Below are 20,682 nucleotides of genomic sequence, written 5' to 3'. Positions count from 1 at the left end.
GGGCTCACGCGCCGATGAATATTTCACGCCTGTTTATTCTTCGACCGGTAGCCACGCTGCTGCTGATGATCGCCCTCGTGCTGGTGGGCCTCGTCGCCATGCGCGTGCTGCCGGTTTCGTCGCTGCCCAACGTCGACTATCCGACCATCCAGGTGCAGACGTTCTATCCGGGCGCGAGCCCGGACGTGATGGCCACCACGGTCACGGCGCCACTCGAAGTGCAGTTGGGCGAGATCCCCGGCCTGCAGCAGATGACCTCGTATAGCTCGGACGGCGCCTCGGTCATCACGCTGCAATTCGATCTGTCGCTGAACCTGGACATCGCCGAGCAGAACGTCCAGCAGGCCATCAACGCCTCCAACAGCTACCTGCCCTCCGGCCTGCCCGCGCCGCCCACCTATGCCAAGGTCAATCCGGCCGATCAGCCGATCCTGACGCTCGCGGTCACCTCGAAGTCGATGTCGCTGACCCAGCTTGAAGACGTCGCCAACAACCGCCTCGGCACCAAGATTTCCGAAGTGTCGGGCGTGGGCGTGGTCACGACGAGCGGCGGCAATGTACCGGCCATCCGCGTCGAAGCGGACCCGCACAAGCTGGCCGCCTATGGGCTGAACATCGACGATCTGCGCACGTTGCTCAGCTATGTCAACGTCAGCCAGCCAAAGGGCAATTTCGACGGCCCGGATCTCGATTACACGATCAACGGCAACGATCAGATCACCGATCCGAAGGACTATCTGGACACGGTGATCGCCTACCAGAACGGTGCGCCGGTATTCATGCGCGACGTCGCGCGGGTCAGCCAGGCCGCCCAGGACGTCGAGCGCGGCGCCTGGTACAACGGCACGCCGGCCATCGTGCTCAACGTGCAGCGGCAACCGGGCGCGAACGTGATCGCGACCGTCAACCAGATCATGAAGCAGTTGCCTCAACTCGAATCCACCTTGCCGGCCGGCATGAAAGTGACCGTCGTGTCGGACAGCACGGGCGTGATCCGCTCGTCGGTCTCCGACGCGGCGTTCGAGTTGATCCTCGCCATCGTGCTGGTGATCGCGGTGATCTTCGTGTTCCTGCGCAACGTGCCGGCCACGCTGATTCCGAGCGTCTCGGTGCCGGTGTCGTTGATCGGCACGCTGGCCGTGATGTACCAGATGAATTACTCGATCGACAACCTCTCGCTGATGGCGCTCATCATCGCCACCGGCTTCGTGGTCGACGACTCGATCGTGATGATCGAGAACATCGTGCGTTATCTGGAGGAAGGCAAGACGCCGCTCGAAGCGGCGCTGGAAGGCGCGGGCCAGATCGGCTTCACGATTCTGTCGCTGACCATTTCGCTGATCGCGGTGCTGATTCCGCTGCTCTTCATGGGTGGCGTGATCGGGCGTCTGTTCAGCGAATTCGCGGTGACACTCGCCGTCACCATCGTGATCTCCGCGGTGGTCTCGCTGACCGTCGTGCCGATGCTCTGCGCGCGCATGTTGCGCGCCCAGGCCGAACGTCATCCGAGCCGCTTTGAACGGATCAGCGAGAGCCTGTTCGACAAAACGCTCAGTGCCTATGAACGCGGCCTGCGCTGGGTGCTGGATCACCAGGTGCTGACGCTCGTGGTGGCCGTCGGCACGGTCGTGCTGACCGGCGTCCTGTATGTGGTGATTCCGAAGGGACTTTTTCCGGTGCAGGACGTCGGCGTGATCGAAGGGATCAGCGTGGCCGACAACTCGGTCTCGTACGCCGCGATGGTGAATCGCCAGAGCGCGCTCGCCGATGCGATCCTGAAAGACCCGGATGTCACCTCGCTGACCTCCTACGTGGGGATCGACGGCACGAACTCCACGCTCAACAATGGCCGCTTCCTGATCAATCTGCGCGACCACGACAAGCGCTCCGATACCGCGCAGGAGATTGCGCGGCGTCTGCAGCAGGAAGTCGCCCAGGTGCCGGGTGTCAGGCTCTACATGCAGCCTGAGCAGGATCTGACGCTCGACACGACGGTCTCGCCGAACCAGTACAGCTTCGTGCTGCGTGGACCGAGCCAGCAGGCGTTCCAGAAGTACGTGCCGGAGCTGGTGGCGAAGCTGAAGCAGATCCCGTCGCTCGCCGACGTGCAAAGCGACATGAACACGGACGGCCTCAGCGTGAACGTGGAGGTCAACCGGCAACTGGCCGCGCGCTTCGGCATTACGCCCGCGACGATCGACAACGCCCTGTACGATGCGCTCGGCCAGCGGATCGTCTCGACCATTTTCGAGCAGTCGGCTCAGTACCGCGTGATTCTCGTCGCCAAACCGGAAGCGCTGCCCAATGTGCAGTCGATCGGCAACCTGTATCTGCCGAGTCAGACCAGCAGCACGGGCCAGGTGCCGCTGTCGGGCATCGCGAAGATCCAGATCACGAAGTCGCCGCTCGTGATCAGCCATCTCGCGCAGTTCCCCTCGGTCACCATCTCGTTCAATCTCGCGAAAGACGCCTCCCTGAGCACGGCGGTCAAAGCCATTCATCAGGCCGAACAGTCGGTGAACCTGCCGCCCTCGATCACCTCGTCGCTGCAGGGCGCGGCGCAGGCATTCGAGGATTCGCTGTCGAGCGAAGTCTATCTGCTGATCGCGGCGCTGGTGGCCGTGTATATCGTGCTCGGCGTGCTGTATGAGAGCTTCATCCATCCGGTGACGATTCTGTCCACCCTGCCCTCGGCGGGGATCGGCGCGCTGCTCGCGCTGATGATCGCCGGCAGCGACCTGGACGTGATCGGCATTATCGGCATCGTGCTGCTCATCGGGATCGTCAAGAAGAACGCCATCATGATGGTGGACTTCGCGCTGGACGCCGAGCGCAATCACGGCAAAGCGCCGCGCGAGGCGATTTTCGAGGCGTCGCTGCTGCGCTTCCGCCCGATCCTGATGACCACCCTCGCCGCCATGCTCGGCGCGCTGCCGATGCTGCTCGGCACCGGCACGGGGTCCGAATTGCGCCGGCCGCTGGGGATCGCGATCATCGGCGGCCTGACGCTGAGCCAGATGCTGACGCTCTTCACCACGCCCGTGATCTATCTGTTCTTCGACAGAATGGCCGAGCGCACAAGACGCTGGCGTAACCGCAACAAACCGCAGAATCCGCCTCCAGGCGGTACGGAGGAAACGCCGTGAACATCTCGGCGTTATTCATCCGGCGGCCCGTCGCAACCACGCTTCTGGCCATCGCGATCCTGATCTCCGGGGCGCTCGCCTACTTCCGGCTGCCGGTTGCGCCGTTGCCGAACATCGCCTTTCCGGTGATCGTGGTGCAGGCGAACATGGCGGGCGCGAGCCCGGAGATCATGGGCACCACGGTGGCCGCACCGCTCGAGCGGCGGCTCGCCACGATTGCCGACGTGGAAGAACTGACGTCGACCAGTTCCGTCGGCACCTCGCTGATCGTGGTCGAGTTCGGCCTGAAGCGCGACATCAACGGCGCCGCGCGCGACGTCGAAGCGGCCATTCAGGCGGCGCGCGCCGACTTGCCGACCACCCTGCGCAGCAACCCGAGCTATCGCCAGTACAACCCGGCGGATGCACCGATCATGGTGCTCTCGCTCACATCGGACACCCTCACCAAGGCCCAGCTCTACGATTCGGCGGATTCGGTGATCCAGCAGCAACTCTCGCAAGTCCAGGGGGTGGGCCAGATCACGCTCGGCGGCGGCGCGCTGCCTTCGGTGCGGGTCGAGTTGCAGCCGGGCAAGCTGAGCAGCTACGGCATCGGCCTGGAAGACGTGCGCGCGGCGATCAGCGCAGCCAACGCCGACAGCGCCAAGGGCCATCTCGACGAGGGCGGCCAGCGCTACGTGGTCACCTCCAATGACCAGATCACGCATGCCGCGCCCTATCGCGACCTGGTGGTCGCCTACCGTAACGGCGCGCCGGTCCAGTTGCGCGACGTCGCCGAGGTCAGGGATTCGAACGAAAACATCCGCAATGCCGGTCTCTTCAACGGCAAGTCCGCCATCCTCGTCATTGTGTATCCGATGCCTGGCAGCAATGTCGTGAGCACCGTCGCGCAGATTCGCAAGGTGCTGCCGTCCATCGAGGCGACGCTGCCAAGCAGCGTGCACGTGGGCATCGCGATCGACCGCTCGGAGTCGGTCAGATCCTCGGTAGGCGACACCGAGCGCACATTGTTCATCGCCGTGCTGCTGGTGGTGGGCGTGGTATTCATCTTTCTGCAATCGCCGCGCGCCACGCTCGTGCCGGCCGTCGCGCTGCCGCTGTCGATCGTGGGCACCTTCGGGCCGATGTACCTGCTCGGCTACAGCATCGACAATCTTTCGCTGATGGCGCTGACCATCGGCACCGGCTTCGTGGTCGACGATGCGGTGGTGGTGCTGGAAAACATCGTGCGTCACATGGAACTCGGGCTCAGCCCGAAAGAGGCCGCCTTGAAAGGCAGCGGCGAGGTGGGCTTCACGGTGATCTCGATGAGCCTTTCGCTGATCGCGGTGTTCCTGCCCATCATGCTGATGCCGGGCGTCGTCGGCCTGCTGTTCCATGAATTCGCGGTTACGCTGTCCGTCGCCATCCTGATCTCGCTGTTGATTTCGCTCACGGTCACGCCGGCCATGTGCGCTTATGTGCTGAGCCGTGAAAACGCCGGGCATTCGAAGGCCCGTTGGGCGACATGGGTCGAACGGCAGTTCGATCGCTTCAAGAATGCCTACTCGCGCTCGCTCACGGCCGTACTGGACCATGCGCTGCTGATCATCCTGTTGTTGATCGCTCTGCTGGTGGGCAACGTGTTCCTGTTCAAGCTCGTGCCGGCCACCTTCTTTCCCGAGCAGGACACGGGCATCCTGATCGGACAGATCATCGCCGACCAGAGCATCTCTTTTCCGGCGATGCAAAAGAAGCTCACGCAATTGCAGGAGATCGTGCAACGGGATCCCGCAGTGGCTTCGGTGGCGGGTTTCACGGGGGGCCGCGCGCTCAATACCGCGAACGTGTTCGTCGAACTCAAGCCGCTGGCGCAACGCCACGCCACGGCCACCGAGGTCGTGAACCGTCTGCGGCCCAAACTCAACGAGGTCTCCGGCGCCCGCCTCTTCATGCAGGCGCAGCAGGATCTGCGCATCGGCGGACGGCAATCCGCCGCCGAGTATCAATACACGCTCACCAGCGACGATTCCGCCGCGCTGTTCAAGTGGACACCGCTACTCGTCGCCGCGCTCAGCAAGGAGCACGCGCAGTTGCTCGACGTGAACTCGGACTTGCAGCAAAACGGTCTGCAGACCTACGTCACCATCAATCGCTCGACGGCGGCGCGCTACGGCTTCGCGCCGAACCAGGTCGACAACGTGCTGTACGACGCATTCGGCCAGCGCACGGTGTCGACCATCTACAACCCGCTCAACCAGTACTTCGTGGTGATGGAAGTGGCGCCGGATTACTGGCAGTACCCGCAGACGCTCAACCAGATTTATCTGAGCACGGCGGCGGGCAACCCCTCAGGCACGGCCGGCACGCAGATGCCGGGCAAAACCGTGTCGGGCGTGACGGTGGCGACCGAAGCCAGTGCGGCCACCAACACGCTCAACTCGAACGCGCAAGCCAACGCCACCACCAACAGCATCGCCAATAGCAAGGGCGGCAGTTCGACCGGCAGCGCGGACAGCACGTCGGCGGAAACCATGGTGCCGCTGGCGGCGCTGGCTTCGTTCTCGAACAGTCACACGTCGACGCAGGTGAACCACCAGAGCGGCCTCGTGGCCGCGACGATCTCGTTCAACCTGCCGGCGGGCGGGTCGCTCAGCAAGGCGGCCGTGGCGATCAACAACACGATCCGCGACATCGGTATGCCCGCGAGCATCCACGGCTCGTTCGCCGGCGCGGCGGCGGCCTACTCGCAATCCATGGGGACCATCCCGCTGCTGATCCTGGCGGCGCTCGGCGTGGTGTACATCGTGCTCGGCGTGTTGTACGAAAGCTCGATCCACCCGCTGACCATCCTGTCGACGCTGCCGTCCGCGGGCATCGGCGCGACACTGGCTTTGCTGATTTTCGGCACGCCGTTCTCGGTGATCGCGCTGATCGGCATCATCCTGCTGATCGGTATCGTCAAGAAGAACGGCATCATGATGGTCGACGTCGCGATCCAGTTGCAGCGCAGCGAAGGCATGCCGGCCAAGGACGCGATTCACTCGGCCGCCGTGGTCCGTCTGCGGCCGATCATGATGACCACCTTCGCGGCCGTGCTCGGCGCGGTGCCGCTCGCGATCGGCATCGGTCAGGGCGCCTCGCTGCGCCAACCGCTCGGTATCACGGTCATGGGTGGCCTGATCCTGAGTCAGGTCTTCACCTTGTACACAACGCCGGTGATCTACCTCTACCTTGACCGCTTGCGTTTCAAGCTGGTCAGATGGTCCGCCAACCTGCCATGGAATCGCGACACGCAGCAACCCGGACAACCGGATACGAGGGCATGACGATGAAGATTTCCCGTAACCGCTTTGACCGCCTTCACCGCTTTCACCGCTTTGGTCCTCTGCGGCCGCTGGCCGTCGTGACGCTGGCCCTGCTGGCGAGCGGCTGCATGGTCGGTCCGGACTATCACCGGCCGCCGGTCACCGTGGCTGCCACCTACTCGGAGTTGCCGGGCTGGACGCAAGCCGAGCCGGCGGCGGACAAGCCGAAAGGCGACTGGTGGACGGCCTTCAACGACCCGCTGATGGACCAGATCGAACCGCTGGTGTCGGTGTCGAATCAGACCGTGCGCGCCGACTACGCGAACTATCAGGAAGCGCTGGCCGAAGTGCGGGTGGCGCGTGCCAGCCTGTTTCCGACCATCGGCGCAACCGGGTCGGGCACCAGGGCACGTAGCGCGGTCGGCAATACCGCGCGCGTGGTCAACTCGGGTTCGCTGGAAGGCAACGTCAGTTGGGCGCCTGACCTGTGGGGCCAGGTGCGGCGCACGATAGAAGAAAACGCCGCGACAGCGCAATCGAGCGAAGCGACGCTCGCCAACGCGACGCTCTCCGAGCAGGTCGCGCTCGCCACGGCGATCATCGAACTGCGCACCAGCGACGCCAATATCGACCTTCTGCAGAAGACGGTCGCGGCCTACCAGCACTATCTGGATGTCGTCTCCGACCAGGATCAGGCGGGCACCATCCCGCCGTCCGACCTGATCACGGCCCGCACCCAGCTCGAGACGGCGCAATCCAACCTGATCGCGCTCGGCGTAGCGCGCGCTCAGTACGCGCACGCGATCGCCGTGCTGGTAGGCAAGAATCCGGAGGAGCTGTCGATTACGCACAGCACCACGATGCCGACGCTGCCGGGCGTGCCCGTCGGCGTGCCGTCCACCCTGCTCGAACGCCGGCCCGACATCGCCGCCGCCGAGCGCAAGATGGCGGCGCAAAACGCGGCGATCGGCGTGGCGGTGTCGGCGTATTACCCGGAGATTTCCCTTTCCGGGCTGGCCGGCTTCACGCAATCGCCCTTGTCCGGTCTCTTCAACGTGGCTAACTACGTCTGGTCGCTCGGCGGCAGCGCCACTGAAACGCTGTTCGACGGCGGCTTGCGCAGCGCCGACGTCGATGCGGCGAAGGCGGCCTACGACGCGGCCGTCGCCAACTACCGGGGCACGGTGTTGACGGCATTCCAGAATGTCGAAGACGACTTGAGCGGATTACGAATCCTGGCCGAGCAATCGGTTGTTCTCGATACCGCCGTGAAAGACGCGACCCGTGGCGCCGAGATCGCGTTCAACGAGTATCAGGCCGGTACGGTGGACTACACGACAGTCGCGACCGCGCAAGCCACCCAGTTGAGCACGCAGCAGACCGCGCTGAATGTTCAGGAAACACGCCTGCTGGACTCAGCGTCGCTATTCGGCGATCTTGGCGGCGGCTGGTCGGCGGACCAGCTGCACGATCCGCGGCATCCGCAGAAGCAGGCAGCGCCTGCGCAAAGCGGGGATGCGGCGGCCGGAACGGCCGACACGAAGGCGCAGTGATCCGGAGGTGCCGCGGGCGGCGGCACCCTCCTTCCTCCGCTTACCCGGCGAATGCCTCGGTACACGCCTGCCGGACCTGTTCGACGACGGTGGGCCATGTTCCGCCCAGCGGTTGGCGGAACAGGCGAATCGTATCGGGATACCAGGGCGAGTCGGCGCGTTCATGCATCCAGCGCCAATCGATTTCCTCTGCCGGCAGCATGACCCAGCACGGCGTCCCCACCGAGGCGGCGAGATGCGCGATCGATGTATCCACGCAAATCACAAGATCGAGTTGCGCGACGATCGCGGCACTATCGGCCATATCCGCCACGTCAGACCCGAGATGCAGCAACGGCTGGCCGACGGGCGGCGCGAGCGCCTCGCCCTCGCCCGCGCCCTTTTGCAGACTCACGAAGCAGACCCCGGGGATGCGCCAGAGCGGCGCCAGCTCAGTCAGGGATCGTAGCGACCGGTTTGCATCGTTCTGATGCTGGGCGTTGCCTTTCCACACCAGACCGATCCTGCGCCCGGACGGTAGTGCTGTGAGGCGCACGCGCCAGGCTTCAACGAGAGACGGCTCCAGCTTCAGCCGGACGGGCGGCGGGATCGTTTCCATCGTTGTGCCCATGTACAGCGGCGCGCTCAACAGGCTCGTCCAATAGTCGTAATTCGCCGCGCTCACCCAGCCGGCCTCGTGAGCCAGCACCACGTCGACGCCCTCCACCGCGGCGAAGAGCCGGTGGAGCGCAGGCGCGCAGGCGAACGTGATTTCAGCCGCGCCTTGCGCTTTGAGCCACGCAAAGTAGCGGCCAAAATGAATCGCATCGCCGAGTCCGCCCTCCTGCCAGACCAGCAGCCTTTTTCCGGCGAGCGCTTCGCCACGCCAGGAGGGACGGTTAATGACTTTCTGCGTCTTATGCTGCATCGATCTGGGATCCGCGTGGCGCTCCTCATATAAGCGCCATCCCTCCTGGAAGCGGCCCATGCTGATCAGCAGCGTGGCCAGACCGAACTTCGCCATGTGGTAATCGCCGCGAATCGCGAGCGCCTGCCGGTAGGCGGCCTCGGCCTCCGCCAGCCGTCCAAGCCCCTTCAGTACGTTGCCCAGGTTGCTATAGCCCATGACGAAACCAGGGCTTAGCTCAACGGCGCGTTGATACGCTTGCGCGGCTTCGTGCCAACGGCCGAGCGGCCTGAGCACGACGCCGAGGTTGTAGTGAAACTCGACGCAATCAGGTTCAATGAGCGACGCTTGCCGATACGCCGCCTCTGCTTCGGCGAAACGCCCCTGGTCCTGCAGCATCGAGCCGAGCTGGTTCTGGATGTCCGCACGGTCCGGGCGCACTACCAGCAATTGCCGGAACAGCGCCTCTGTGTCATGCAGGCGGTTGAGTCCTTTCAGCAGCGTGCCGAGATTCAGATACGCGTCCACGAATTCCGGGTTCGCTTCGATCGAGCGGCGCCAATACGACTCGGCATCATCGAACAGGCCCAGCCCGAGGGAACTGACGGCTGCGATCTGCAAGGCTTCAGCCAGCAGGTGGTCCGCTAACGGCGGCTGGATTTCCAGCAGCGGCTTTACCTTCTCCAGTGCATCGGTGAATCTTGCCGATTGATCTGCCTGTGCTATCGGCCCGTTATGCCCTGCGTTGGAGGGCTCGCCGTCGGAAAGTGGATGCATATTGAATAGGAACGATCGGGACGCGAAGTCTGCCGCATGCGGGAAAAGAACTATAGTAAAGAGGATTTCCCGCCATCAGAAGGAGTTCGAGTATGAAAGCACGTACGTATTGCGCCACCGCCACCGGAATCCTGATCGCCGTATTGCTGCCTGTCGGCGCGGCCCAGGCACAGCTCGGCAATCTGCTCAACCAGAGTGGGGGTGGCGGGTCGTCAGGTGGCCTCGGCAGCCTCGGTGGCGTGGGCAGTGCCTTGTCCGGCCAGTCGCTGAGCTCGGGCAGCACCGGCAACGTGGCAGGCGTGCTCGAGTTCTGCATCAAGAACAACTATCTCAGCGGCAATAGCGCATCGTCGGTCAAGGACTCGTTGATGAGCAAGCTCCCGGGCGGCTCCAGTTCCGCCTCGTCGGATAGCGGCTATACCAACGGCGCCAAGGGCATTCTGAGCAGCGGCAATGGCCAGCAGCTCGATCTGAGCGGCGGCGGCCTGAAGGAACAGGTCACGAAACAGGTCTGCGACAAGATTCTCGCGCAAGGCAAATCCCTGCTTTGATCCCGCAGGCAGACATGCGGCAGTGGACGGGGGGCGTCGAACGTAAGCGGCTTTATTTGTCCATCACCGCGATATACGCCGTGCCCTTCGCCTGATCGTAGCGTCCCTCCCAGCGCGCGATGACCAGCGGCGCAATCGTATTGCCCAGCACGTTCAGTGCAGAACGCCCCATATCCATAAACCGGTCGACACCCGCGATCAGCAGCAAACCCTCAAGCGGCAATCCTGCACTGGTGAGTGTTGCAAGCATGGTCACGAACATCATGCCGGGCACTGCGGCAACGCCTTTGGATGTGACGACCATTGTCAGCGTCAGCAGGATCTGTTGCTGCCACCCCAAATGAATCCCATACAACTGCGCGACGAAAAGCGCGCCGATGCCGAGGTAGATTGCCGCTCCGTCGAGGTTGAACGTGTATCCGGCCGGCACGACAAACGTCGTGATGCTCTCGGGTACGCCGTAGTCTTCTACTTTTCTCATGAGTTGCGGCATAACCGTTGCCGAGCTGCAGGTCGAAAACGCAATCAGGAGTTCGCTTCTGATCATGCGCAGCAACACGAAAATGTTGAAACCAAAGATTCTTGCCGTCAGCCCGAGCACCACCAGAGCGAACACCACGATGACAAGGTACGTCACCGCGACGAGTTTCAACAGCGGCAACAGGGAACCGAATCCGAAGCTTGCCACCGTCACCGCGATAAGCGCGCACACGCCAATCGGGGCATAGCGCATCACCATGTTGGTGACTTTGTACATCGTGTCGGCGACACCCTTGAACGTCGAGATTACGGGCTTGCGCAACTCCTCCGGTACCGACTGCAGGCCAAGTCCGAAAATGACGGCGAAGAAAATCACCGGCAGCAGGTCGCCCTTCGCCATTGAACTGAAAATATTGTCCGGAATGATCCCCAGAATGAGCTGCATGAATCCGTGGTGCCCTTGCGCCTGCTGGGTCAACTGCTGGAGCTTCGAGGTGTCGACGTGTCCAAGTTTCGACATATCGACGCCCACGCCAGGCTGCAGCAGGTTACCCGCCACAAGGCCGATAACGATGGCAATGGTGGTGATCACCTCGAAATAGATCAGCGTCTTCAGGCCAATGCGCCCAAGCGATTTACCATCGCCCACACCGGTTATCCCCACCACGATGCTGGTGAAGACAAGAGGAACGACAATCATCTTGATGAGCTTGATGAAAATGTCCCCTGCCGGCTGCAGCAAACCGCTAACCATCGACTCCCGTAAGCCCGCATTGAAATTGAGTGTGATCCCAATGGCGATGCCCAGTATCAGTCCAATCACAATCTGCCAGGCAAAACCTAATCGAGGTTTGCCGCGTGCCGGCCGAACCTGCGGGTGTTCGACGATGGTATCCATGCTGTCTCCTGACTGATTGCGCCGAACCTCGACGCAGATGTGTTTGTTATTCCTGGCCGCGCAATCAATGCGCAATGCCGGCGATGAACGGGTGCACCAAGGGGTGCGCCAACGGGTGCACCGTTAGTCGTCCATCGGGCGATCGTTCGGATGCGAAAAGACGGCCTTCAGGGCGTCGCTCATGGGTAACCCGAGGTTGATGCCCCTGGGAGCAATCGGCGACATGAACCACGTGTTGTAGAGCGACTGGCCACGGCCATCGGTTTCAAGCCGCGTGATAGTGCGGTCGACTACGGCCTTAAGCGCGGCATCGCCCTTGGGAAGCATGCATGCAATCGCTTCGTGCGTTTGCGGCGCGCCGGTGATGACATAGTCGTCAGGCCGGTGGGACGTCGCCCGTTCGCTGGCCAGCACGTCGGCATCCATGAAAAAGGCAGCGGCGCGGCCGGTTTCAAGATTGAGGAAAGACGCGCTGTGGTCCCGTGCTTCGACAACCGTGATGTTCGCGCTCTTCTGCTGAATGTAAGTGCGAAGGTAGCGCTCGGATGTCGTCCCCGTAGTGACCGCAACTGTCTTGCCAAGAAGATCGTTAAACGAATGAATGCCAGAACTCGCCTTGGTCAGCAGCCGCGTTTCCGTCACCGAGATGGTATTGGAGAAATCAACCTGCTGTGCCCGCTCCTTGTTGTTGGTCGTCCCGCCACACTCGAGATCGATCGTGCCGTTCTGAATCAATGCGATGCGGTTCTGCGCGTTCACCGGAATCATCTTCACCTGAAGTCCCGGCGCACCGATTTCCGTCCTGATCTCCTTGACGATCTCCTGCGCGATGTCTTGCGAGTAACCGATGACATGCTCGTTGTTGTCGTAGTAGGAGTACGGCACCGACGATTCGCGATAGCCCAGCACGATCGTGTTTCTGCTCTTGATGGACGCAAGCCGTCCAGTCAGATCCTGCGCGTGGGCGCCGAGCGCCGCGCCGCAGAGCAACACCACGGCAGCGGCGCGATAAGGCAGACTATTCATCTCTTTCTTTTCCCCGGTAGTGGAAAACGCAGGCCTCAGCCATTCATCACGGGCGAAGCGCTGAACAGGCAGCAGCAATCCGTTTGCACGCCAATTCGAGCTGTTCGAAGGACGTGGCAAACGAGATGCGGAAGGCCGGCGACAGGCCGAACGCCGCGCCCTGGATCACCGCGACCTCCTCGCTCTCAAGCAGGTACATGACAAAGTCGGTGTCGCAGCCGATTACCCGGCCATCGGGCGTACGCCGGCCGATCACGCCCGCGCAGGAGGGATAGACATAAAACGCACCGGTGGGACGCGGACAGTACAGACCGTCAATCGCGTTCAGACTGTCCACGACGAGGTCTCGCCGCCGCTGGTATTCACGACGCCAGCCCACGAGAAAATCTGTGGGCCCGGTCAACGCGGCCAAAGCCGCGGCCTGACTCACGGAAGAAGGATTGCTCGTGCTTTGCGACTGGAGTTTGGCCATGTTTTTGATGAGCGCCCTGGGGCCGCCGGCATAGCCAATTCGCCAGCCAGTCATGGCAAACGCTTTCGACACGCCGTTGATGGTCAACGTGCGCTCGCGCAGATGCGGGTTGCAGCGGGCAAACGTGGCGAACTTCAAACCGTCGTACACAAGATGTTCGTAGACGTCGTCGGTCATCACCCAGACATTCGGGTGGCGGCTCAGCACCTCGCCTAACGCGACCAGTTCATGTTCGGTGTAAGTCGCCCCCGTCGGGTTGCAGGGAGAATTGAGCACGACCCATTTGGTCCGATCGGTGATCGCCGATTCGAGCTGGGCGGGCGTCATCTTGTAGTTGCTGTTTGCGTCACATTCCACGACCACCGGCCGGCCGCCGTTCAACAGCACCATGTCCGGATAGGACACCCAGTACGGCGCGGGAATCACAACTTCGTCGCCCTCTTCCACCGTGCTCGTGAAGGCGTTGAAAACGACCTGTTTGCCGCCGTTGCCCACGGTAACTTCGTCCTGCTCAAAAACGAGCCCGTTCTCGCGCTCGAATTTATCGCGTATCGCACGCTTGAGCTCGGGTGTGCCGTCCACTACCGTGTAACGTGTCTTGCCCGCTTTCATCGCCGCATAGGCGGCTTCGACGATATGCGGCGGGGTATCGAAGTCCGGCTCGCCAGACGTCAGCCCGATGATGTCGCGGCCTTGCGCGCGCAGTTCCTTCACGCGCGCGGTGGCCATTGAACTCGGCGACGGCTTGATGCGCTCCATACGGCTGGCAATCAGTTTCATTCTGTTCTCTCGTGACAACGTGAATAGATGCTCAGGCAATGACGCCTTTCTGCTTCAGGTAGGCGTCGATCCAGCCTCGCTTGTCTTGCCCGGCGAGAATCGCTTCCTTGCGTTGCTGCTCTCTTTGCGCCTGAGCAGTAGCGGCAAGCAGCAGGCTTTCAAGCTGATCGGCGGGAACCGCGACGAGACCATCTTCATCGCCGACGATCAGATCGCCCGCCGCAATCACGAGGCCACCGATCGCCACCGGCACATTGATTTCACCAGGTCCCTCCTTGAATGGACCGCGATGCGTGTTGCCTCGGGCAAAGCACGGGAAGTCCGCCGCATAAAACGCGGCGACATCACGCACGGCTCCGTCGATGACGAAACCTGCCACACCGCGCACCTGTGCGTGCATTTGCATCAATTCACCGACCAGCGCCTGGGTGATCTCACCGCCGCCGTCCACGACAATGACGTCGCCTGGCTCCGCCATATCCAGCGCCTTGTGGATCATCAGGTTGTCGCCAGGCCTGACCTTGACCGTCACGGCCCGGCCCACCAGCTTCTTCTGGCGGTGGTAGGACTTCAGCCCGATCACGCCACACAGGCGCTGCATGTTGTCGCTGATGTGCGGCGTGACGATGGACTGAAAGCGCTCGATGATGTCTTTACTGATCGGCGCGGGCATCGGCATGATGCGAAAGCCCGGCATGGTTTGATGGCTCATGAGTTTTGATCCGGATTCCAGATGACAGTGGAAATTAAAGCGAAAACCAGGGTGGAAACTAGAACGTCGAATGCTGTCGCAGATAAGGTACGAGGCCGCCTGCGTCGAGGATCTTCAGAATGTCGTGCGCAATGGGCGTGGCCTCGATTTCGCAATCGTTGTGCGCGCAACGGACCAGGATGCGTGGTCCGATCTCGACCTCCAGCGCATCGCCCTCCACGATCTGGCTGGTATCGCATTCAATCGGATAGAGTCCGTTGTTGATCGCATTGCGAAAGTAGGTGCGCGCAAAGCTTTGTGCGAGCACGATCCGGATCCCGGCGCCGACCACGGCCGTCACGGCCACTTCCATCGCCGAGCCGCAGCCGAAATTCTTGCCCGCCACGAGCATGTCGCCGGCGCGCACCGAGGCGGCAAACTCAGGCGCGATAGTCTCGAACAGATAGTTCTTCAGAACATCCGGATCGAGCGATTCCCGCTTGCGGCGCGAAGAAATGATGTAGTCGGTATTGATGTCGTCGCCAAAGCGGCGCGCGGCACCCTTGATGGAGCGTGGCGTCATGCTTTCTATCGCTTGAGGGAAAGAGTTTGCGGGCTGGCTATCCGGCCCGCGACGGCGCTCGCGGCGCACACTTCCGGCGACGCCAGGAAAACGTTGGCGCTTGCGTTGCCCATTCGCCCCTTGAAATTCCGGTTGGCCGTGGAGATCACGTTCGCCTCGTCTTCGGGAATGGCGCCGGCCGTGCCGCAGCATGAGCCGCAACCCGGCGTCACGACAACGGCGCCCAGCGCGATCAATTCGGCAAGTTCGCCGCCTTGAGTCAACTCGAGCAACACCTCGCGCGAGGCGGGTGTGACCACCAGCTGCACGCCGGCAGCGGGCTTGCCAAATTGCCGGAATACCGCAAGCGCCTGACGGAAATCTTTCGCACGCCCTCCGGTACATGTACCGAGATAGGCCATCTGCACCGGCACGTCGCCCAGCTCGTCAAGGCGCGCGACGTTGTCGACGTTATGCGGCAGCGCCACGTATGGGCACAAGCTCGCGAGATCGATCTCCAGGCTTCGGGCATAGACGGCATCCGCGTCCGCGCACAGGCCTTCCAACGGCGTATCGACGCGTGCGCTGAGATAACGCTCACAGGCGTCATCAAAAGGGAACGCGGCGTTCTTGGCGCCCATTTCGACCGACAGATTGGCGAGGACCAGACGATCCTCGAAATCGAGTGTTTGCAGACCCGCGCCGTGAAATTCGAGCGTCTGATACGCGGCACCGTCCGCGCCCAACAGCTTCGCGAGATGAAGCGCGAGATCTTTCGGATAGACACCGGGCGGCAATTCACCCTGCAAGGTAATCCGGATCGACTGTGGCACTTTGAGCCACACCTTGCCGGTCATCATGATGCCGGCCAGATCCGAGGAGCCAATACCGGTCGCGAAACAGTTCGCGGCGCCATAGGTCACCGCATGGCTGTCGGCGCCCACGAGAAGCCGGCCCGGCGCTGCCAGACCTTGCTCCACGACGATCTGGTGGCCGATTCCCTCGCCGATATCGAACAATGGAATGCCTTGCTCGCGGGCGAAACGCCGGATCTTCGCCTGCAGCATGGCGGCCTTCGGGCTCGGCGCCGGCGCGTAGTGGTCGAGTGCAAACAGCAGTTTCCCGGGCGAGTGAACGCGCGAGGCGCCCATGGCTGCGAAGTAGTCCATTGCCATTGGAATGGAGCCGTCGGTGCCCATTGCGTAATCCACGTCGCAGATCGCGATATCGCCCGCGCTGACGCTGCGCCCCGAACTAAGGGACAGCAGCTTCTCTGAGAGGGTTTTTCCTGGCATATCGTTGATCTCGCGATTCGGAATGGGCTGGCATGCGTGGCCTCGCCCCGGTGCTGACTGCACGCTGCTACGGTCTTCCAGGCCGTCTCAAGCCTGACCCGTGAAGCGAGTATCGCAAACCACAATGAATCGTACGGTGAGTAATCGGCATCGCAACGGATGAAAAAAACTCATAGGTCGTTGGCCTGAAAGGTTCGCTCAGCCAGGATGAGGCGTTCTTGCAAAACAAATGGCACGGGTCGATACTTCACCGCGGCATCGCCGCTGAAAACAGGCCTTGAAACGAGGCCCGATGCGATGGGGGGAATAATTGATGCGCGTGAGACCATGCTAACGCTCAAGCAACTGGAAGCTGTCTACTGGGTTGCAAAACTAGGCACGTTCGGCGCGGCCGCAGACCGGCTTTACACAACGCAGTCGGCCATTTCGAAACGCATCAGCGAGCTGGAGGTCTTTTTCGAGGTCTCGCTGTTCGACCGCAGCAGGCGAATAGTTCAACTCACCGCCAAAGGCCGTGAACTGCTCGAAGCGGCTGAGGAGATGCTGCAGGCCCGCGATCGCTTGCTCGACCGCATGGGCAAGGAAGTGGAAGTCGTGCGGCATTTTCGTTTAGGTATCACGGAATTGATCGCGCTGACGTTTCTGCCGCGACTCGTGCAGGAGATTCGCGAGACCTATCCAACCGTCTCTCTCGAACCGGAAATCGACGTCACCACCAACCTTGCCGCGAGGCTTTTGCGCGGCGAGGTTGATTTCATCATCGCGCCGGCAGTGCTCAAGGATCCGCGCTTTACGTCGGTGCCGCTGAAAAAACTTCAGCTCCACTGGATGGTGAGTCCGTCACTGATCGCGGATTCGAGGGTGCTTTCACTGGAAGAGATTGCCGGCTATCCGATCCTGATGCAGATCGGCACCTCAGGTGTCGATGCCATCTATGAGCGCTGGTTCGCGTCGAAAAACCTTGCGATTCGACGAACCTTTGCGGGCAACAGTCTGATCGCGCTGAGCTCACTCACGGTGGCGGGGTTCGGCATAAGCTATCTGCCCGCACTGTATTTCTCCGATCTTGCCGATCAGGGCCTGCTCAACGTGCTGCATTCCACGCAGCGTTTGCCCGCGGTGCGTTACTACGCGATCTATCGCAACGATGGGCCTGCCCCGCTCTACTCGATGGTGGCCGATCTCGCGAGACGGCTGTGCGATTTTTCGAAACCGGATCTCGCGTCTGTCATTTCCCAGTAGATGTCTGAAGGCGTATTTGATGTCCAAAGGGCTCTTCGTTTCCGGGACATCAATTCATGCTCATCGCGCCGGGCCGCCAAATGGCAACGCCGCATCGGTCTGGTCTCGACGCTCGTTCATGTCCAGATATCGCGTCAGGTCCGCGACGAGTGTTTTGTACACGCGATACGCTTTCTCGTTGTCTCCGGCTTGAATCAGTTGAACGGCGGGAAGCAGATAAGCGCTGTAGATCATCGAGTAGATCTGCTCGCGGCCTGCCAGCGTCTCGATCTGGCGGACGATTTCGGGCGCCTGCCGGTAGTACGTTTCGATGTCGCGTCTGCCTTCATGAGTTCGTGCGAGCACGTCGTCCCGATACCTGCGCAGCGTCTCGAGCTCCTCGCAATCGTCGGGCAAGCCCAGGTGCTCGCAACATGCCGACGACAGGTAGCAGCATCCACGCTTTCCCGCAGCATGAGCGATACGAACCTGGCCGTGGTGTCTTGGTGCAACAGGCCACAACGGTGCGTTGATGATGTTGCCGCCAAGCGCGCCCCAACGGCCTGCGAAATCTACCGCAAACGCATTCCCTGACCCACCCGGCGCGGGGCCATTCATGGTGTAAACGTGGGTGGGCTGCGCATTGAATAGTACGGATTGCGGGGCATTCTGCTGCAGGGTTGTCCACGAACCAGTCTGGGCAGTTTCATCCCCTTGCGACATCACGAGGACCCACTCGAAGTTTCCACCAGGCTGGGGCACGGTAGCGCCCAGATGCACAAGGAATTCAGTCAGACGGTCTGACGTCAGCCCTCCTGATGAGTGGAACATCGCAAGCCAGTCAACCTGTGCCTGATTCTGCTGCCCCCCGAAAACCGCCGCACCATGACAACCGGAGAGTCCCCAGGTTGCGAGCCCCTGAGCGCCGCCCTGGCCGATGGGCCGCTGCACGATTTGCGTGTTGTTGACGTCGTATACGCCGCTGTACACGGCGATTTCGTACGCCCCGACCTGGCTTAAAGTAGATGCTGCGGCATCAACTTGCATGAACGCTCCCCAGTGAATTCAAATGAGTTTCGACCGTAGAACCATCCATACGTGGTTTCGCCCGAAACGGATATCACCTGCGCCAACCGCTGACGGCGCAAACGTAGCAGGCAATCGTTCCCATAACGTTTCCCAACGTTATTCGAGGCGGCCTGCGGCGAAGGCGGACTCGGCGGGCTTGCTTCGAGGGCGCTTGCGAAGTAAACGGAGTACTAAAGGAAAGCACGATCGCCGGCACATCCTGGCGCGTCGCGCGTCAGTGTCTTTGCGAACTGACTGTCAAGCGTAGGCCACCCAGCCGCGGAAACTGAAGGCGGCGTAGAACAGGCTGACATTCGAGAAACCGGCTTCGCGGAGGATCGTTTCGTCCTGCTCCGGCGCGAAGATGTTCGTTTGCGTGTCAATCGCCGTGCGAGCATTGGCCGCCTTGTCGGGCGCGAGGCCGGAAGCGATCAGGAAGGCGGCATGTCGTGACAGCCACAGCGCACGCTCCCCCTCGGCTTGCGGAAAGCTCAGGTGGGCAATCACGTAAGGCGCACCGGGTTTCAGGCGACGACGGACCTCGATGGCCGTGCGTCGCCGCTCCTCGAGCGTCATGAAGTGCAGGGTCAACAAACAGGTGGCCGCATCGAAGGGGCCTTGCGGCGCGCTGTCGATATAGCCTTGGTGCAGACGCGCGCGCGACGCGAGTGGCCCAAGCGTCTGCCCGGCGAGCGCGAGCATTTCGGCAGACGGATCGATGCCGTCGAAGGTCCAATCCGAATGTGCCTGTGCGAACTCCGTCAACTCCAGGCCGCCGCCGGCGCCAACAACCAGCACCCGACCATCATCCGGAACGCGCTCGGCAAGCAGGAGCGTTGTCATGCGTTGCATGGCAACGTAGCCGGGCACGAAACGCGGCGGGCCATCTGCATAGCTCGCCACTACCTGAGGATCGGAGAATGGGGTCATCGGCTCGTTCATGTTGCCCGCTCGAATTGTTCCAGGTCGCATTGGAGGACTGGCCGTTTTGCAATTGCATGCAGCGCCGGTGGCGTCGGACTATCGGCGGACGCATTTCATGCAACATCATATGTTGCGTGTTTCGACGAAGTCAAGACTCAGGCTGGAAACACAGCGACGCCCACCGCCTCAATCCAGACCACCGCGACTCGAGAAATAGCGCCCCGGCGATTCGCCGAACGCCTTGCGGAACATCGCGATGAAATTGCTCGGGGTTGCGTAGCCGAGTGCATCGGCAACGTGCGCAACGGCATCACCGTTTGCCAGCATTTCAAGCGCAAGCGCAAGGCGGCTCTGCTGGCGCCACTGCGCGAAACTCATGCCGGTTTGCGCCACGAAGTGTCTGCGCGCGGTTCGCGCCGACAGACCCGCCCACATGGCGAGCTCATCGAACGTCCTGTCATCCTGCGGACGCTCGATCAGAAGGTTTGCAATCGCCAGCAGCCGGCGCTCCGTCGGCATGGGCAGATGGAGCGCTTCGCGCGGCGCCAGCCGGATTTCATCGAGCAGCACCTCGACTACGCGCTCCTGCTCAGGCTGAAGCTGCTCCGCGCTGCTCCAGCTTGCCGCCCGGCGCACAAGGGCGCGCAGCATCTCGCTCACCCCTACGACGCAAGGCTGCTGCGGCAGGCCCGCCGTCACGTCCGGTCTCAGCATGACGCCCCAACCGCTTAGCACGCCGCTCACACTGGCCTCGTGATCGACGCCGGGCGGAAGCCACCCGGCACGATGTGGCGGCAAGAGCCACGAACCTCGTGCCGTGCGAAGGCGGACGAGGCCGCTCTCGATGTAAAAGAGTTGTCCCCGCACGTGGCGGTGCCACGCATATTCCCGCGTTCCAAGCCGAAATTCATTTCCAGGCTCATCCGCGCCCCAAAAGGCAAAAAGCGCTGGCCCGTCCGCGCGTTCACTTTGATCCGGCATACGATCGACGCCCCTTTCTGAAAAATGGCCATATTTCATTATTTATCGTCCCAACGTCATTATCGTGCCAATCCGGTTGACCAG

The 20,682-nt window shown here is 62.0% G+C and carries 15 protein-coding genes; 5 read left to right on the top strand and 10 right to left on the bottom strand.

Annotated features, from left to right (window positions below; all coding sequences use genetic code 11):
• Positions 1-14 precede the first annotated feature (14 nt).
• From BCY88_RS04790 to BCY88_RS04780, 3 genes are read left to right on the top strand one after another with little or no spacing between them, the layout of a single operon-like run.
• Positions 15-3,146, top strand: a complete 3,132-nt coding sequence (locus BCY88_RS04790) for an efflux RND transporter permease subunit (protein WP_120343141.1) — start codon at positions 15-17, stop codon at positions 3,144-3,146.
• Positions 3,143-6,454 carry an efflux RND transporter permease subunit gene (locus tag BCY88_RS04785; RefSeq protein WP_120343140.1) on the top strand — a complete coding sequence of 1,104 codons (3,312 nt, stop codon included), beginning with the start codon at positions 3,143-3,145 and terminating at the stop codon, positions 6,452-6,454. The genes BCY88_RS04790 and BCY88_RS04785 overlap by 4 nt, the downstream gene beginning before the upstream one ends.
• Positions 6,451-7,986: an efflux transporter outer membrane subunit gene (locus BCY88_RS04780; protein WP_259461239.1), complete on the top strand. Its 1,536-nt coding sequence runs from the start codon at positions 6,451-6,453 to the stop codon at positions 7,984-7,986. The genes BCY88_RS04785 and BCY88_RS04780 overlap by 4 nt, the downstream gene beginning before the upstream one ends.
• Before the next feature lie 40 nt (positions 7,987-8,026).
• Here the strand turns inward: BCY88_RS04780 and BCY88_RS04775 are convergent, their stop codons facing one another.
• Complete coding sequence (locus BCY88_RS04775) at positions 8,027-9,649, bottom strand: tetratricopeptide repeat protein (protein ID WP_120343139.1); 1,623 nt, start codon at positions 9,647-9,649, stop codon at positions 8,027-8,029.
• Positions 9,650-9,741: 92 nt separating this feature from the next.
• Between BCY88_RS04775 and BCY88_RS04770 the strand changes: the two genes are divergently transcribed.
• Positions 9,742-10,200, top strand: coding sequence for a YjjA family protein (locus BCY88_RS04770; RefSeq protein WP_120343138.1), 459 nt, complete (start codon positions 9,742-9,744; stop codon positions 10,198-10,200).
• Between the two features lie 52 nt (positions 10,201-10,252).
• Here BCY88_RS04770 and BCY88_RS04765 read toward each other — a convergent pair whose 3' ends face one another.
• The 6 genes from BCY88_RS04765 to BCY88_RS04740 all read right to left on the bottom strand — a co-directional run bounded on the left by BCY88_RS04765 (position 10,253) and on the right by BCY88_RS04740 (position 16,404).
• Positions 10,253-11,578: a cation:dicarboxylate symporter family transporter gene (locus BCY88_RS04765; protein ID WP_120343137.1), complete on the bottom strand. Its 1,326-nt coding sequence runs from the start codon at positions 11,576-11,578 to the stop codon at positions 10,253-10,255.
• A gap of 123 nt (positions 11,579-11,701) precedes the next feature.
• Entirely contained in the window at positions 11,702-12,604 is a 903-nt protein-coding gene (locus BCY88_RS04760) for a transporter substrate-binding domain-containing protein (RefSeq protein WP_120343136.1), read from the bottom strand.
• 46 nt (positions 12,605-12,650) lie between these two features.
• A complete protein-coding gene (locus BCY88_RS04755; RefSeq protein ID WP_120343135.1) occupies positions 12,651-13,856 on the bottom strand; it encodes a pyridoxal phosphate-dependent aminotransferase in 1,206 nt (401 codons plus the stop codon).
• A gap of 31 nt (positions 13,857-13,887) precedes the next feature.
• Entirely contained in the window at positions 13,888-14,568 is a 681-nt protein-coding gene (locus BCY88_RS04750) for an RraA family protein (protein ID WP_259461238.1), read from the bottom strand.
• A 58-nt stretch (positions 14,569-14,626) separates the two neighbouring features.
• The gene (locus BCY88_RS04745; protein WP_120343134.1) at positions 14,627-15,130 is read right to left on the bottom strand and encodes a LeuD/DmdB family oxidoreductase small subunit; all 504 of its coding nucleotides are present in this window, start codon (positions 15,128-15,130) and stop codon (positions 14,627-14,629) included.
• A 5-nt stretch (positions 15,131-15,135) separates the two neighbouring features.
• A complete protein-coding gene (locus BCY88_RS04740) occupies positions 15,136-16,404 on the bottom strand; it encodes a 3-isopropylmalate dehydratase large subunit (RefSeq protein ID WP_120343133.1) in 1,269 nt (422 codons plus the stop codon).
• Between the two features lie 327 nt (positions 16,405-16,731).
• Here BCY88_RS04740 and BCY88_RS04735 point away from each other — a divergent pair, with 327 nt between their 5' ends.
• Complete coding sequence (locus tag BCY88_RS04735; protein WP_183081279.1) at positions 16,732-17,646, top strand: LysR family transcriptional regulator; 915 nt, start codon at positions 16,732-16,734, stop codon at positions 17,644-17,646.
• A 60-nt stretch (positions 17,647-17,706) separates the two neighbouring features.
• Here BCY88_RS04735 and BCY88_RS04730 read toward each other — a convergent pair whose 3' ends face one another.
• From BCY88_RS04730 to BCY88_RS04720, 3 genes are all read right to left on the bottom strand, one after another.
• On the bottom strand, positions 17,707-18,672 hold the full coding sequence (locus tag BCY88_RS04730; protein WP_120343131.1) for a CFI-box-CTERM domain-containing protein: 966 nt from the start codon (positions 18,670-18,672) through the stop codon (positions 17,707-17,709).
• A 279-nt stretch (positions 18,673-18,951) separates the two neighbouring features.
• A complete protein-coding gene (locus BCY88_RS04725) occupies positions 18,952-19,536 on the bottom strand; it encodes a class I SAM-dependent methyltransferase (RefSeq protein ID WP_259461237.1) in 585 nt (194 codons plus the stop codon).
• A gap of 267 nt (positions 19,537-19,803) precedes the next feature.
• Positions 19,804-20,598: an AraC family transcriptional regulator gene (locus BCY88_RS04720; protein WP_120343129.1), complete on the bottom strand. Its 795-nt coding sequence runs from the start codon at positions 20,596-20,598 to the stop codon at positions 19,804-19,806.
• Between the last annotated feature and the right edge of the window lie 84 nt (positions 20,599-20,682).

This window comes from Paraburkholderia fungorum (assembly GCF_003610895.1).
Classification (GTDB): domain Bacteria; phylum Pseudomonadota; class Gammaproteobacteria; order Burkholderiales; family Burkholderiaceae; genus Paraburkholderia; species Paraburkholderia fungorum_B.
This window is presented reverse-complemented; position numbering and strand designations above follow the sequence as displayed.

Bases quoted from the DNA above. Each gene is read 5' to 3' on its own strand.
- BCY88_RS04765 (WP_120343137.1), bottom strand. From the start codon at position 11,578: ATGGATACCATCGTCGAACACCCGCAGGTTCGGCCGGCACGCGGCAAA.
- BCY88_RS04755 (WP_120343135.1), bottom strand. From the start codon at position 13,856: ATGAAACTGATTGCCAGCCGTATGGAGCGCATCAAGCCGTCGCCGAGT.
- BCY88_RS04790 (WP_120343141.1), top strand. From the start codon at position 15: ATGAATATTTCACGCCTGTTTATTCTTCGACCGGTAGCCACGCTGCTG.
- BCY88_RS04750 (WP_259461238.1), bottom strand. From the start codon at position 14,568: ATGAGCCATCAAACCATGCCGGGCTTTCGCATCATGCCGATGCCCGCG.
- BCY88_RS04725 (WP_259461237.1), bottom strand. From the start codon at position 19,536: ATGACAACGCTCCTGCTTGCCGAGCGCGTTCCGGATGATGGTCGGGTG.
- BCY88_RS04740 (WP_120343133.1), bottom strand. From the start codon at position 16,404: ATGCCAGGAAAAACCCTCTCAGAGAAGCTGCTGTCCCTTAGTTCGGGG.
- BCY88_RS04735 (WP_183081279.1), top strand. From the start codon at position 16,732: ATGCTAACGCTCAAGCAACTGGAAGCTGTCTACTGGGTTGCAAAACTA.
- BCY88_RS04775 (WP_120343139.1), bottom strand. From the start codon at position 9,649: ATGCATCCACTTTCCGACGGCGAGCCCTCCAACGCAGGGCATAACGGG.
- BCY88_RS04770 (WP_120343138.1), top strand. From the start codon at position 9,742: ATGAAAGCACGTACGTATTGCGCCACCGCCACCGGAATCCTGATCGCC.
- BCY88_RS04780 (WP_259461239.1), top strand. From the start codon at position 6,451: ATGACGATGAAGATTTCCCGTAACCGCTTTGACCGCCTTCACCGCTTT.
- BCY88_RS04720 (WP_120343129.1), bottom strand. From the start codon at position 20,598: ATGCCGGATCAAAGTGAACGCGCGGACGGGCCAGCGCTTTTTGCCTTT.
- BCY88_RS04745 (WP_120343134.1), bottom strand. From the start codon at position 15,130: ATGACGCCACGCTCCATCAAGGGTGCCGCGCGCCGCTTTGGCGACGAC.
- BCY88_RS04760 (WP_120343136.1), bottom strand. From the start codon at position 12,604: ATGAATAGTCTGCCTTATCGCGCCGCTGCCGTGGTGTTGCTCTGCGGC.
- BCY88_RS04730 (WP_120343131.1), bottom strand. From the start codon at position 18,672: ATGCAAGTTGATGCCGCAGCATCTACTTTAAGCCAGGTCGGGGCGTAC.